The organism is Amycolatopsis sp. NPDC114478 (genome assembly GCF_055633805.1).
Window position 1 is genome coordinate 123,312 of record NZ_JBVKDO010000010.1, and the last position, 13,761, is coordinate 137,072.

The 13,761-nt window shown below is 69.6% G+C and carries 12 protein-coding genes and 2 pseudogenes; 9 read left to right on the forward strand and 5 right to left on the reverse strand.

The annotated features are described in order from the left end of the window. The first annotated feature begins 9 nt into the window (after positions 1-9). The 4 genes from ACZ7OH_RS26755 to ACZ7OH_RS26770 are packed head-to-tail and all read left to right on the forward strand — an operon-like array spanning position 10 to position 4,665. Positions 10-1,209 carry a cytochrome P450 gene (locus ACZ7OH_RS26755; protein ID WP_470283297.1) on the forward strand — a complete coding sequence of 400 codons (1,200 nt, stop codon included), beginning with the start codon at positions 10-12 and terminating at the stop codon, positions 1,207-1,209. Next, on the forward strand, positions 1,203-2,294 hold the full coding sequence (locus ACZ7OH_RS26760) for an acyl-CoA dehydrogenase family protein (RefSeq protein ID WP_470283298.1): 1,092 nt from the start codon (positions 1,203-1,205) through the stop codon (positions 2,292-2,294). Before ACZ7OH_RS26755 ends, ACZ7OH_RS26760 begins: the two co-directional genes overlap by 7 nt. Continuing rightward, positions 2,291-3,451, forward strand: coding sequence for an acyl-CoA dehydrogenase family protein (locus ACZ7OH_RS26765; protein WP_470283299.1), 1,161 nt, complete (start codon positions 2,291-2,293; stop codon positions 3,449-3,451). The genes ACZ7OH_RS26760 and ACZ7OH_RS26765 overlap by 4 nt, the downstream gene beginning before the upstream one ends. Then, positions 3,448-4,665, forward strand: a complete 1,218-nt coding sequence (locus ACZ7OH_RS26770; RefSeq protein WP_470283300.1) for an FAS1-like dehydratase domain-containing protein — start codon at positions 3,448-3,450, stop codon at positions 4,663-4,665. The genes ACZ7OH_RS26765 and ACZ7OH_RS26770 overlap by 4 nt, the downstream gene beginning before the upstream one ends. Here ACZ7OH_RS26770 and ACZ7OH_RS26775 read toward each other — a convergent pair. The 3 genes from ACZ7OH_RS26775 to ACZ7OH_RS26785 form a co-directional block, all read right to left on the reverse strand. After that, on the reverse strand, positions 4,662-6,122 hold the full coding sequence (locus tag ACZ7OH_RS26775; RefSeq protein WP_470283301.1) for a FadR/GntR family transcriptional regulator: 1,461 nt from the start codon (positions 6,120-6,122) through the stop codon (positions 4,662-4,664). The two genes, ACZ7OH_RS26770 and ACZ7OH_RS26775, sit on opposite strands and share 4 nt — an antisense overlap. A gap of 101 nt (positions 6,123-6,223) precedes the next feature. Continuing rightward, on the reverse strand, positions 6,224-6,988 hold the full coding sequence (locus tag ACZ7OH_RS26780; protein ID WP_470283302.1) for an SDR family NAD(P)-dependent oxidoreductase: 765 nt from the start codon (positions 6,986-6,988) through the stop codon (positions 6,224-6,226). A gap of 16 nt (positions 6,989-7,004) precedes the next feature. After that, the gene (locus ACZ7OH_RS26785) at positions 7,005-8,120 is read right to left on the reverse strand and encodes an acyl-CoA dehydrogenase family protein (protein WP_470283303.1); all 1,116 of its coding nucleotides are present in this window, start codon (positions 8,118-8,120) and stop codon (positions 7,005-7,007) included. 95 nt (positions 8,121-8,215) lie between these two features. On the opposite strand from ACZ7OH_RS26785, the gene ACZ7OH_RS26790 reads away from it, so the two are divergent. The 5 genes and pseudogenes from ACZ7OH_RS26790 (at position 8,216) to ACZ7OH_RS26810 (ending at position 12,361) form a co-directional block, all read left to right on the forward strand. Then, positions 8,216-9,385 carry an acyl-CoA dehydrogenase family protein gene (locus ACZ7OH_RS26790; protein WP_470283304.1) on the forward strand — a complete coding sequence of 390 codons (1,170 nt, stop codon included), beginning with the start codon at positions 8,216-8,218 and terminating at the stop codon, positions 9,383-9,385. Positions 9,386-9,405: 20 nt separating this feature from the next. Next, positions 9,406-9,624: pseudogene (locus tag ACZ7OH_RS26795) on the forward strand (SDR family oxidoreductase); the annotation flags it as partial. Further along, on the forward strand, positions 9,614-10,441 hold the full coding sequence (locus ACZ7OH_RS26800; protein WP_470283305.1) for an MFS transporter: 828 nt from the start codon (positions 9,614-9,616) through the stop codon (positions 10,439-10,441). The pseudogene ACZ7OH_RS26795 and the gene ACZ7OH_RS26800, both read left to right, overlap by 11 nt. 25 nt (positions 10,442-10,466) lie before the next feature. Then, entirely contained in the window at positions 10,467-11,477 is a 1,011-nt protein-coding gene (locus ACZ7OH_RS26805; RefSeq protein ID WP_470283306.1) for an SDR family NAD(P)-dependent oxidoreductase, read from the forward strand. Between the two features lie 11 nt (positions 11,478-11,488). Beyond that, a complete protein-coding gene (locus tag ACZ7OH_RS26810; RefSeq protein ID WP_470283307.1) occupies positions 11,489-12,361 on the forward strand; it encodes an alpha/beta hydrolase in 873 nt (290 codons plus the stop codon). A gap of 297 nt (positions 12,362-12,658) precedes the next feature. On the opposite strand, the pseudogene ACZ7OH_RS26815 reads toward ACZ7OH_RS26810, so the two are convergent. Both ACZ7OH_RS26815 and ACZ7OH_RS26820 read right to left on the reverse strand, forming a co-directional pair. Then, positions 12,659-13,156: pseudogene (locus ACZ7OH_RS26815) on the reverse strand (hypothetical protein); the annotation flags it as partial. Between the two features lie 148 nt (positions 13,157-13,304). After that, on the reverse strand, positions 13,305-13,727 hold the full coding sequence (locus tag ACZ7OH_RS26820; RefSeq protein WP_470283308.1) for an enediyne antibiotic chromoprotein: 423 nt from the start codon (positions 13,725-13,727) through the stop codon (positions 13,305-13,307). Positions 13,728-13,761: the final 34 nt, after the last annotated feature.

The window sequence follows — 13,761 nt, forward strand, 5'->3', positions numbered from 1 at the left end:
GACCCTGTCTTGAGCACGACGTTCGAACCCGAGGGCACCTACGAAGGGGTACCCGTCTACCACTACGACAACACCGCCGGTGGTGCGGTCTTGAGCCACCACGAGCGCTGGGACGCCGTCGCCGCGACCCACTCGGGTTTTCGCAGTGACGTCTCCAAGGGGTACTGGGTCGTCACCGACGGCACGGCGGTCCAGGAGTCGCTGCAGGACTGGCGCACCTTCTCCAGCAAGTCGGTGACGGCACTGGATCCCGAACCGAAGTTCCTGTGGATCCCGGAGATGCTCGACCCGCCGGTGCACACCCAGTGGCGGCGGTTGCTCGGCCGCGAGTTCTCGCCCAAGGCGGTCGCCGCGCGGGAGCCGGAGATCCGGCAGGTCGCCGTCGAGACGATCGAGCGGTTCGCCGGGCTCGGGACCGCCGACGTGCTCGACGAGTTCGCCCGCCGCTTCCCGACCGTCATCTTCCTGCGCCTGATGGGACTTCCCGAGCAGGACCTCGACATGTTCCTGGGATGGGTGCACGAGATGCTGCACCTGTCCTACGAGCAGGACCCCGACCGCAGCCGCCAGCTGGCCGCCATCACCGAGGTGTCGGCTTACTTCGACGAGCAGATCGCGGCGCGCCGTGCGGCACCTCGCGCCGACCTGCTGTCCCGGGCGATGACGTGGGACATCGACGGCGAGCCGGTCAGCGACCGGGACCTGCACGCCTTCTGCCTGCTGATGTTCTCGGCCGGCCTGGACACCGTGCCGATCTCGGTCGGCTGGGCGCTGTACCACTTCGCCACCCACCCGGACCACCGCCGGGCCATCCTGGCCGACAGCTCGGCCATCCCCACCAGCGTAGAGGAGATCCTCCGTGTGTACTCATTCGTGATCCCGGCTCGCAAGGCCACCAGGGATGTCGAAGTCGGCGGCTGCCCGGTCAAGGCGGGCGAGATGGTGATGCTGCCGCTCGTGGTCACCAACCGCGACCCGGACCGCTACGACGATCCGGCGGAGGTGGACCTCGACCGCAAGACCAGCAACCACATCGCGTTCGGGTCGGGGCCGCACCGCTGCCTCGGGTCGCACCTGGCCCGGCTCGAGCTGAACGTCGCGATCGAGGAGTGGCACGCCCGCATCCCCGACTACCGGATCGCGCCCGGACAGGACCTCGAGCAGACCGGCAACATGTACGGCATCAAGTCGCTGCGTCTCGAATGGTGAACGAGCACGACGAGCTGCGCGCCTCGGTCCGCCGGTTCCTGACCGACAAGTCACCTGGCGAGGCCGTGCGCCGCTGGATGGCCTCCGAGGACGGCTTCGACCCGGCGGTGTGGCGGGTGACGGCGGAGCAGCTCGGACTCACCGGCCTCGCTGTACCCGAGGAGTACGGCGGCGCGGGCGGCGGTCCGGCCGAGCTGGGCGTCGTGCTGGAGGAGACCGGGCGGGCGTTGCTGCCGTCGCCGTTCTTCGCGACGGTGGCACTCGCCGGGCAAGCGCTGGCCGAAGCCGGGCCGGACGCGGCGAGATGGCTGCCCGGGATCGCTGACGGCTCGCTGACCGCGACTCTCGCCGTTGCAGAGGAGAGTGGTTCGTGGCGACCGGAGGACGTCGGAGCGACCGTGACCGCCGGGCACTTGTCCGGCACGAAGATGTTCGTGATCGACGGCGACTCGGCCGCGCTGGTCCTGGTCGTCGCACGCGACGAAACAGGTCTCGGCCTGTTCGCCGTCGAGGGCGTCACACCGCAGGTGACCCGGAGTCGCCTCGACACCCTCGACCCGACGCGGCGGCTGGGCAGGCTCGACTTCGACAGCGCCCCAGCGGTGCGCATCGGGCCGCCGGATGAGGCCTTCGTGCGTCGCGCGCTTGATCTCGCGGTGGTCGCCCTGGCCGCCGAACAAGTCGGCGGCGCGCAAGCCTGCCTGGACGCCGCGGTCGAGTACGCGAAGGTCCGCGTCCAGTTCGGCCGGCCGATAGGCACCTTCCAGGCGATCAAGCACAAGTGCGCGGACATGCTGCTGCGCGTCGAATCCGCCCGCTCGGCGGCCCGCCACGCTGCGGCCGTGGCGGTCGGGGCCCCGGCCGAACTCCCGGTGGCCGCCGCACTGGCTGCGACGTACTGCGCCGAGACCTACACGCACGCGGCCAAGGAGAACATCCAAATCCACGGCGGTACCGGCTACACCTGGGAGCACGACGCCCACCTGCACCTGCGGCGGGCCAAGTCCTCGGAGCAGCTGTTCGGCGCACCGGCGGCCCACCGGGCCCGGCTGGCAACCCTGACCAGGATCGGAGGGCCGGCGTGACCGACGAGTTCCGGGCCGGCTTGCGGGAATTCCTCGTCACGAACCACCCCGGCCGCCGCCCGAAGGACCCCGTCGAACGGCTCGCCTGGCAGAAGCACTGGCTGGCCACTCTGTTCGACGCCGGGTACGCGGGTCCGAGCTGGCCGCGCGCCTACGGCGGTATGGAGCTGAGTTTCGCCGAGCAGGTGGTCTACCAGGAGGAGTACGCCAGGGCGCGGGTACCTGGCCCGCTCGGCACCGGCGTGGGGATCGCGGCTCCGACCATCCTCAAGTACGGCACGGCCGAGCAGAAGGAGCGATATCTCCGACCGATGCTCCGCGGAGACACGGTGTGGGCGCAGGGGTATTCCGAGCCGGACGCCGGCTCGGACCTGCCCGCCCTGCGCACCACGGCACGCCGGGACGGTGAGCACTACGTCGTCAACGGCCAGAAAGTGTGGAACAGTGCCGCCGACATCGCGGACATCCTGTTCACCCTGGTCCGCACCGGACCGCCGGAATCGCGCCAGGACGGGATCAGCTACCTGCTGATCGACGCCCATACCTCGGGCGTGGTGGTCCGTCCGCTGCGTGACCTGACCGGGGACGCACACTTCTGCGAGATCTTCTTCACCGACGTGCACGTCCCGGTGGCCGACCGCGTCGGGGAGGAGAACGGCGGCTGGCCGCTGGTCCGCACCAGCCTGGGCCACGAGCGAGCGGCCGGGGCGATGAACCAGGCGGCTCGCTACCGCCGTGTGCTCGACGAGCTGGTCGAGCTGGCCCGGGACCGGGGAGCTCTGGCGGACCCGCTCGTGCGCGACCGGCTGGCCGACTTCGAAGTCCGGGTGCGGATCATGCGCTACACCGGGATGCGCACCATTACCGACATCCTGGAACGGGGCGAGCCGGGGCCGGCGTCGTCGACGTCCCGGTTGTTCATCGTCACCTTCGAACAAGATCTGCACGAGTTCGCCCTCGACCTGCTCGGGCCGTACGGAGTCCTCGGGCGGAACGACCCGCACGCGGTCCAGAGAGGACGGTGGGTGTGGGGATTCCTGCGCACCCGCGCTTCGACGATCGGCGCGGGTACCGCCGAAATCCAGCGCAACACGATCGCCGAACAGGTGCTGGGCCTGCCGCGTGATCCTGCGATGCCCGGCAAGGAGCCGCGTTGACGACCACCGGATACGGCGTGCTGACCGACGAGGCCATCGAGCGGTCCCGGCAGCGGCTGGGCGTCCCGCGGCCCCAGCGCACACCCCCGCACAACTACGAGGTGACCTGGGACGGCGTCCGGCACTTCGCGTACGGCTACGGCGACGACAACCCGCTGTACTGCGATCCGGACCATCGTTCCCGCTGGGGTTCGCTGATCGCGCCCCCGACGTTCCTCTACACGATGGGCGAGGATGCCGCCCCGCCGCCGGACGACGAGACCAGGCAGCTGCTGAAGGGTGATCCGTTCGCCGGTCTGGGCTCCTACCAGGCGGTCATGGAGTTCGAGTGGTGGCGGCCGCTGCGGCTGGGCGACCGGTGCCGGGTGCTGCAGACCCAGGTCGGCGTCCAGCCGAAGCCGAGCAGTTTCGGTGGCCGGACCGCGCACGTGACCCAGGACTACCTGTACACGAACGGCGCGGGGGAGATGCACGCCGTCCGCCGGGGCACGTGGATCAACGCCGAACGGCACACGTCGAAGAAGCGGGCAAAGGAGACGCTGGTCCAGGAGCCTTACACGCCTGCACAGATAGCCGAGATCGATGCGGCGTACGCGGCCGAAGCCCGGCGAGGCACCGTTGCGCGCTATTGGGAAGACGTTTCCCCCGGAGACGTGCTGCCGCCCAAGGTGAAGGGGCCGCTGACCACGACCGACGTGATCGTCTGGCACCTCGGCTGGGGCATGCAGCTCACCCCGCCGGGCGCGTTCAAGATCGCCGCAGATGTCCGCCGCAAGGCGCCCGGCCTCTACCCGCCGAACGGGCTCGGCATCCCGGACACGGTCCAGCGCCTGCACTGGGAGCCGGCACGGGCGACCGAACTGGGCCTGCCGGGCCCGTATGACTACGGCGGTATGCGGGAGACGTGGCTGTGCCATCTGCTCACCGATTGGATCGGCGACGACGGCTGGCTGTGGAAGCTGCGCTGCGAGCACCGCAAGTTCAACTACCTCGGCGACACGACGTGGGTGCGCGGCGAGGTGACGGCCAAGCCTTCACCCGGCGTGGTGGAGGTCGCGATCCGTTGCGAGAACCAGCGCGGCGAGGTGACTACTCCGGGCACGGCGGTCGTGCTGCTGCCGACGCGGGAGCGAGCGGTCGAGCTGCCTGAGCCGCCCGCGCCCGACCTGTACGGCATGGTTGCGCACGAACTGGCGCGGTTCGACGTCGGCTAGTGCCACCAGGGGATGAGTGCTTCCAGGTGGCGCCGCATGCGGTGCCGCGCCACCCCCGCGTCGCCCTGGCGGATCGCGTCGAAGATCCGCTGGTGCACGTACTGGACCTCCTTCGCGGCCGCGTCGCCGGGCAGTGGCCGCTCCTGGCCGGACGCGTGCCGCCTGAACAGCTCCGTGATGATCCGCAGGAACAGCGACAGCACCGGGTTGCCGGCCAGGTCGGCCAGCTCGGCGTGGAACAGGTCTGCCTTGCCCGGTTCGTCCGGCGGCCCCTCGGTCGGCCACCGGACGGCGACGTCGAGGCGTTCGGCGACTTCGTCGTCGTAGCGCTCGGCGACCCGGCCGACTGTGCCCAGTTCGATCGCGTTGCGGACGATCCGCAGGTCGTCGGAGCGCACCCCCTGGTACTCGAGGAACAACGCCATCGTGTCGATGCTGGCCTGCGGCTCGGGTTCGGTGACGACGAGGCCGCCGCCCGGGCCCCGGCGCATCCGGGCCACCGAGTGGTACTCGAGCAGCCGCACCGCTTCACGCAGCACCGCCCGGCTGATGCCGTAGCGTTCGAGCAGGTCGGCTTCCGAACCGAGCGTGGTGCCGATCTCCCAGCCCTGCGCGGCGATGTCATCGTGGATGCGTGCGGCCACGACCTCGGCGAGCTTGGCCCGGGGCCCTTCGACCAGCTCGGGCTCGATTACGGCGCTCGAGGTTCGCGGCCGCTGAACCCGGTGGCCTTCGATCCACGAGCCGACCCACTCGAGGTGTTCGGTCAGCATCGTCTGGGCCCGCGCGGCGTCCCCGGCGATCACCGCGTCCGCGACGGTGCGGTGCGCATCGAAGGACTCTTCCCGCGCAGCTTGGAGCTCGACCTTGGTCACGCGCCGGGACGTATGCGCGTAACGGGCGGTGAGCCGGTTGAGGATGTCGATGAACAGGTACAGCACCGCGTTGCCGGACAGCTCGCCGAGCAGCGGGTGCACGGCGTCCTGGGCCTCGAAGCCGACCGGGCTCTCGCGTGAGTCCTCTTCCGCGATCACCGTCCGCAGGGTTTCGATGCCGTCCTCGGTGATCCGGTCCGCGGCCAGCCCCGCCGCGATCGGTTCCAGCAGCAGGCGCGCTTCGAGCAGGTCTCCGATGGTCGTGCCGACGTACTCGAGGTAGATCACCATCGACCGGGTCGCGGGCCCGGCGTCGGGAGCGCACACGAGCAGTCCACCGTTCGGGCCGCGGCGCATGCGCGCAACTTGGTGGTGTTCGACCAGACGCACGGCTTCTCGCAGCACCGCGCGGCTCACTCCGAACCGCTCGCGCAGGTCCTGTTCGGACCCCAGGGTCTCGCCGACCGGCCACCCCCGGCGGATGACGTCGGCCTCGATGCGGTGGGCGATCCGCGTCGCGAGCGTGCCGACCTTCGCGTCGGTTTCGTCGCCGGCGGGCTCCAGGTCGACGGCGGGCGCCATACAGCCAACTCCTCAGCAGGACAGTTCCGTATCCTCAGTCTAGTCGGACCGCAGTCGGCGGCCGTCACCATGCCGCGCCAGAAGGCGGTTGGGGATACTGTTCACCGCGGCGCGAACCGCTGCCCCGCATCAAGACGCAGGCACTGGCCGTTGAGCATCGGGTTGTCGACGATGGCCAGCACGAGCTTCGCGTACTCCTCGGGCCGCCCCATGCGCTTCGGGAACGCGGCGTCCTTCACCAGGGCGGACTTCACTTCGGGGTCGATCTTGGCCACCGCTCCGGTTTCGAACAGGCTGGGCGCGATCGCCAGCACCCGGATCCCCAGCGACCCCAGGTCCCGCGCCATCGTCAGGCACATGCCGGCGATCGCCGCCTTCGCCGCGCTGTAGGCCACCTGCCCGATCTGGCCCTCGAACGCCGCGATGGAGGCGGTGTTGACCATGACGCCGCGCTCCCCGTCGGGAGCTTCGGGCTCGTTGCGGCTCATGTGCGCCGCGGCGAGCCGGCTGATGTTGAACGTCGCGACGGCGTTGAGGTCGAGGACCCGGCGGAAGGTCTCGAGGTCGTGTGGCCCATCCTTCCCGAGCGTGCGCCGCGCGACACCGCCGCCCGCGGTCGTCACCGCTACGTGCAGACCCCCGAGGTCCGCGACCGCAGCGGCCAGGGCTGCCTCGGTACCCGCGAAGTCGGTGACGTCGGTGGCGTGGAACCGGCCACCGATCGCGGTCGCGACGTCGGCTCCGTCCGACTCCGGCCGGTCGAGCACCACGACCTCGGCTCCGCGCGCGGCCAGGAGTTCGGCGCTGGCCCGCCCCATCCCGGACGCGCCGCCGACCACCACGGCTTTCCTGCCCTTGATCTCCATCGTTCGTCCTCCTCGCTCAGGCCGGTACGCGCCCCGGCCGGATCAGGTCGCACAGCCGGTCCCGGTGCAGCGCGGCGTCCCCGTGGAGCACGGCGTCGGTCTGTGCGCGACGCAGGTACAGGTGCAGGTCGTGGTCCCAGGTGAACCCGATCCCGCCGTGCAGCTGTAGGGCCTCCCCGGCGACTTCTCCGGCGGCGGCGCTTGAGTACGACGCGGCAACGCACGCCGCTCGCTCCGCGTCCGGGCTGCCGGCGTCCGCGGTCATCGCGGCGTGGTAGGTGGCGGCTCGGATGCCGTGAACGGCCATCGCCATCGTCGCGCACTTGTGCTTGAGAGCCTGGAAGGAACCGAGGGGGCGGTCGAACTGGACCCGCACCCGCAGGTGGCCGACGGTCATGGCGAGCAGCCGGTCCAGCGCTCCCAGGGTGTCGGCCGCCGTCAACACGGCCGCGTCGTCCAGAAGGCGCCGCAGGTCGGCCGGCTCCGCGACGAGCCGACGTCGCGACGGCACCCGGACACCGTCGAGCCGCACCTCGTAGAACGCGCGAGTCAGGTCCAGCACGCGTTGCCGCCGGACCGAGACGCCGGGCGTGTCGCGGTCGACCAGGAACGAGGCGACTGCGTCGCCCTCGCGTGCGGTGACCAGCAACCAGCGCGCTCCACCGGCGTCCGGTACGGCGGTCTTGACGCCGTCGAGGATCACGTCGTGCCCGGCGCTCCGGGCGGTGGTACCCGCGACGCCGTCCGGTGTCCACGGTGAGCCGGGTTCGGCGAAGGCCCAGGTGGCACACGCGGTGCCGGCAGCCACTGCCGGGAGTGTCTCGGCCCGCAAAGACGGCGAACCGGTTCGGGCGAGCGCGAGCCCGACGAGGGCCGTGGAGACGAACGGTCCGCGCGTCACGGCGCGGCCGATCTCCTCGGCCAGCAAAGCGAGTTCGACGAGCCCGAGGCCGGATCCGCCGAACTCGACCGGCACCGCCAGACCGGGCCAGCCTTGCGCGACCGTCAGCGCCCAGAGCGCCGGGTCGACGTCGGCCTCCATCGTCTGCGCACGGGCGGGCGCGTGGTCGGCGAGCAGCTCCCGAGCCGCGTCCCGCACCATCGCCTGCTCTTCGCTGAGCTCGTAGTCCACGTGATTAAGGTATCCTCTTTTGGATTATTGGTCGAGTATTTGGCTATTGTCGGCCACGGTTACGGTAGTTGAGTCGACTCTTCACGGGAGCATGGATGCGACTGGAGCCCTCACCCGAACTCGAAGCCTTCCGGCGGAAGGTGCGGTCCTTCGTCTCTGAACACGCGCCCGGCCGCAAGGCACACGCCGGGGTACGCGCCCCCGCACCCGACCTGGTCCCGGCGCTCCGCGCGTGGACCAGGAAGCTGTACGACGCCGGCTTCCTCGGGATCACGTGGCCTGCCGAGTACGGCGGACGCCCGGACGCCCACCCGCTCGAGCCGTTCGTCGTCGCCGAGGAGATCGCCCGCGCGCGCACGTGGCTGCCCATCGGCGCCGCGCTGCTCGCGGCGTCGGCGGTGATCGACTTCGGTACCGACGAACAGCGCGAGCGCTTCCTGCCGCGGATCCGCAGCGGCGCGGACATCTGGTGCCAGCTGTTCAGCGAACCCGGGGCGGGCAGCGATTTGGCCGCCCTGCAGACCCGCGCGCGCCGCGACGGCGACTGCTTCGTCGTCGACGGGCAGAAGGTGTGGACGACCAACGGCCAGTACGCGGATCTCGGCTACCTGCTCGCCCGAACCGACCCCACCGCGCCGAAACACCGCGGCATCACGGCGTTCGCGGTGGACATGCGTGCCCCCGGGGTGGACATCCGGCCGCTGCGGGAGATCACCGGGACCACCGACTTCAACGAGGTCTTTCTCGACGGGGTGCGGATCCCGGCGGCCGACGTGATCGGCGAGGTGAACGGCGGCTGGCGGGTCGCCATGAGCAGCCTCGGCCATGAGCGCTCGGGGGTCGCGGCGCGAGGGGTCGAGCTGTTCGCCGCGCTCGACGATTTGCTCGACCTCGCCGGGGAGCGTTCGGTTTTCGGCGATTCCGCGACGCGGCAGACCATCGGGGAACTGGCCACTCGAACCCACGTCAACGCCGCGATGAACGGCCTGGCCCAGTCACGGATGCTGCGCGGGACCGAGCAACCGGTGGACGCTTTGCTCGGCAAGATCTTCTTCAGCGAGCTGAACCACGACCTGACGGCTTTCGGTGTCCGGCTCCAAGGCACCGACGGGCTCGCCGTCGAAGGCGATCCCGGGGTGATCGCGGGTGGCTGGTGGCAGGACGCGCACCTCTACTCGCGGGCCTACACGATCGCCGGCGGCGCCAACGAGGTGCTCCGGACCCAGATCGCCGAGCGCGGCCTCGGACTGCCGAAACACCCTTGATCCTGATTGGAAGGACGTCGATGTCCTCCTCCCTCTCCGGCCGCACCATCCTGATGTCCGGCGGCAGCCGCGGCATCGGCCTGGCCATCGCCGTGCGCGCGGCCTGTGACGGCGCGAACGTGGCGTTCATCGCCAAGACCGACAAGCCCGACCCGCGGCTGCCCGGCACGATCCACACGGCCGCTGCCGAGATCGAGGCGGCCGGCGGACAGGTTCTGCGCGGCGTACATGACGGTCGTGGCGCCGGTGGTCTACTTCTTCATCCCCGATGCCGAACGCCCTCGGGAAAAGGCGGCAAGAGCACGGATCGACGTGCTCGGACTCGTCGCCTTCGTGCTGGCCGAGTACCGGGTCGAAAACCCGATGATCGACATGAGGCTGCTCGGTGGTCATGCGCTCGGTACCACGATGGTGGTGTCACTCTTGGCCGGCGTCATCCCGATCTCCTGGAGCTACGTTGTTCCCCAGCTGCTGGAAACAGCACCGCACCTCGGAATCGACTACGGCTTCGGCCTGAGCGCCACGATGGTCGGAGTGGTGACGCTCTCCAACGGCATCTTCAGCATGGCCTGCGGCCTGCTGGGAGGATACCTGGCGAAACGCCTCTCGCCGCGTACGGTGATGGCGTTGTGCTGCGCGACGGGAGTGGCCGGGACAGTACCGATCGGGTTGTGGCACGACCGGTTGTGGCATTTCGTCGTTTTCGGCTTGGTGCTCGGTTTCTCCCACGGGTTCTACTACGCGGCGGGACCGAATCTCGTGATCGAGGCGGTGCCGCCGGAGATGACCGGCGTGAACACCGGGTTGCAGTCCTTCACGGGTGCTTTCGCGGGATCGGTGATGCCGGTCGTCATCGCTGCGGTGCTGTCGGCGAACGTCATCGGCCGATCCGCCGGACCGGTCTACTCCTCGGACGGCTACGCCTGCGTGTTCTTGCTTCTGGCCGCTTCGGGGCTGGTTGCCTTCGTGGTGACGCTGTTCATGCGGCACGGAAGGCAGCCCGCGACTGGGGGAGCGCTTAAGGAAGGGTACACGACTTCTAAGTCAAGCAATTGACTTAGAAGTCGTGTACCCTGCGATCATGAACCAGCCGGCACAGCTGACCGCGGACACTCCCCTCGGCGAATGGGTGAGCCACCCCGACGGTGGTCCGCTCATCCGGGCGTTGCTCGCCGAAGCGGGAGTCGACGAGACCGCGCTCGGGCCGGTCCGTCTGCTGCCGCTCGGGCAGCTCGTCACTCTCAGCCAGGGCAGGCTTGCCCAGGAAGTGGTCGACGGTCTCGTCGCCCAGGTCAACGGCGGAGTCGTGCCGGAGCCCGGAGCCGGCCGCGCCGGCTGGCGAGAGCAGATCACCCCCGGTCGTTTCGAAGGCCGGACGGTGATCGTGACCGGTTCCGCGTCCGGCATCGGACGAGCTACCGCGAGCCGGATCGTGCGGGAAGGGGGCCGGGTCGTCGCCGTCGACGTCTCGTCGGACCGGCTGAACGCTTTCGCCGCGGACTCTCCTGGAGTGGAGCCGGTGTCCGCGGACATCACCGACCCGGCGGGCATCGAGCGAATCCTCGCTCTCGCGGGAACCCGCGTCGACGGACTCGCCAACGTCGCCGGTATCGCTGATGACTTCTCGCCGGCGCACGAGGTGAGCGACGAGCAGTGGCGCCGCGTTTTCTCGGTCAACGTCGACGGCACCTTCCGGCTCATCCGAGCGGTCGTCCCGGCGATGCTCGACGCCGGATCGGGTTCGATCGTGAACATCGCGTCCGAGGCCGCTTTGCGCGGCTCTGCCGCCGGGATCGCCTACACCGCATCGAAGCACGCGGTGGTCGGCATGACCCGAAGCTGTGCGGTCATGTACGGCCCGAGCGGAATCCGGGTCAACGCCGTGGCGCCAGGAGGCGTGGCGACGGGGATCGCCCAGAGCGCGGAGCCGTCCGAATTCGGCCGGAGCCGGCTCCGGGAATTCCTCGGCCTCATCCCGCCGATCGCCACAGCCGAGCAGCTGGCCGCGTCGATCACCTTTCTGCTCAGCGACGACGGCGTGAACGTCAACGGGGCCGTGCTGCCATCCGACGGTGGCTGGTCGGCCCAATGAAACTCTCCACAGTGGCGACCGACCTCCGTGGGGCGGTTCGCCGGATGCCGCGCCTGCCGCTGGAGCGGGCGTGGGCGCTGCGGCTCGTCCGGGCCGCAACGACTCGGATGAAACCGGTCGAAGCTCACGACGTCGACGTGGAAGTCGGTCCTGGCCGGCGGGTCTATCGCCTGCGCGAGCAGCGGTCCGACCTGACGCTGGTGTGGGTCCACGGCGGCGGCCTGGTCATCGGGTCCGCGATCCAGAACGAACGGTTCTGCGTCGAGACGGTGCGGGAGTTCGGGGGCACCGTGGTGTCGGTCGAGTACCGCCTGGCGCCGGACGCCCCGTACCCGGCGGCGCTCGAAGACTGTTACGCCGCTTGGGCGTGGGCGCGTGACCACGCAGCAGACCCGGAGCGAATCGTTGTCGGTGGGCAAAGCGCGGGCGGTGGGCTTGCGGCAGCACTGGTCCAGCGTCTCTGCGACGTCGAAGAGTCACCCCTGGCGCAATGGTTGTTCTGTCCGATGCTCGACGATCGCACCGCAGCCCGCCGCGACCTCGACGGGGTGCGCCACCGTGTCTGGGACAACCGCCTGAATCGCTTCGGCTGGCGCTCCTATCTCGGCGTGGAGCCCGGAGCCGACACAGTGCCGCTGTACTCGGCACCTGGCCGGCGGGAAAGCCTGGCCGGATTGCCGCCGGCCTGGATCGGTGTCGGCGACATCGACCTGTTCCACGACGAAGACGTCGAATACGCTCGGCGACTTCGCGCCGCGGGTGTCGAGACAACGGTGCATGTCGTGCCTGGTGCGCCGCACGGATTCGAGACGTGGGCGACCGACACTGACCTGGTCCGGCAGTACCTCGCCACCGCGAGGTCTTGGCTGAGCGACTTCGCTTGATCTGCCTGCTAGGAAGCAGGGAAAGCCTTGATCAAGTTTTCTTTGAGCGACGGGAGATCGAGCGGAGGTCGGTAGCACTCCCGGATGCGCTCGGCCGCCGCCGGGACGCCCATCGCGAGAAGCCGGCCCGGTGAGATCAGGAAATGTCGATCGGGGTCGGCGAAAGCCGAGTAGTAGTCCCGGAACTTGTACATCCCCCCCGACGAACTGGTTGGCGCTCAACCGGGTGTGCCCGTTCGGCACCCCCAGTGAGTCGGCCACGATCAGGCCGTGCAGGCTGGACGACAGGACCGTTTCGCAAGAGGCGATCTCTTCGACGACCCGGCGAGGGTCGGCGGTCGCATCGATGATGCGCACCCCTGCCTGTGCGCGAAGCCAGCCCAGTTCGGCGACCTCTGCGTCCAGGAAGTGGGGGACTACGCCCAGCAAGTTCTTCTTGGGCGGTGTCACTTCGAGCAAGGTGTCGGCCAGGAGGCCGGGATCGCCGACCGTCACGCCGGCGCGGCCGCTCTCCAGTCGCGCCCGGGACCGGGTGCCGCGCACCGCGGCCACCGCGAAGTCCTGGTCGGTGATGAGGTCGTCCTCTTCGCGCATGAAGCCCGCACCCCACAGCACGGGCCGGTTGGCGAACTTCATGCCGAGCGCCAGTTCGATGATCGATCCGGCCGCGACGATCTCGCACGAGTGGGGTGACGCCCATTCGCACGTGCGGCCGAATATCTCCCGCACGAGGTATTGGCTGATCTCGTCGCCGAAGTTCCGCTTCGGACTATTTTCCAGGCGCCACCAGTACATACGCGTCGGCTTGACCGTCGTGTGCAAGACCCCAAGGCTGTTGTTCGGCGCCGGAAAGGATTTTTCGGTGCGATGGCCGCAGTGGTGGGAAGCGCAGTCTGCGTGAATCTTTCGGGGCCCGGCGATGACTCACGCAGACCGCGCCGGCTCAACCGAAGCTGATTGCCGCGTTGGCGTAGTTGAAGCTGCTGTCCAGAGCGATCAGGGAGCAGCCCGGCTTTGTCGTGCAGTCGACCGGCCCCGATGAAGCGCCCGTGAGGGGGTTCACGCCGTCGAAGCCGGAGTGGACGGTGTAGCCGGCGACTGCCGTGCCGGTGTCGTCGGTGGTGCTGGTGCCTTGGTTCGCGGTGTCGCAGGCGATGTCGGTTTCGCTGTTCACGCACTGCAAGATGGTGACCGCTTCCCCGGCGGGGAACCCGCTTGCGGTGACCGATACGGCCTGGCCGTCAGTCAGGCCGGTGGCCGGGTCGACCGATAGCGCCGGGGACGCCGCGAGGGCCGTGCCGGTGCAGGAGAGAAGGGCGCCGATTGCGATGACCGCCGTTGCGGTGAATCGGAGGGAACTCTTCATGACGTGCTCACCTTTCGTCGGGGGGCCGGTTCGG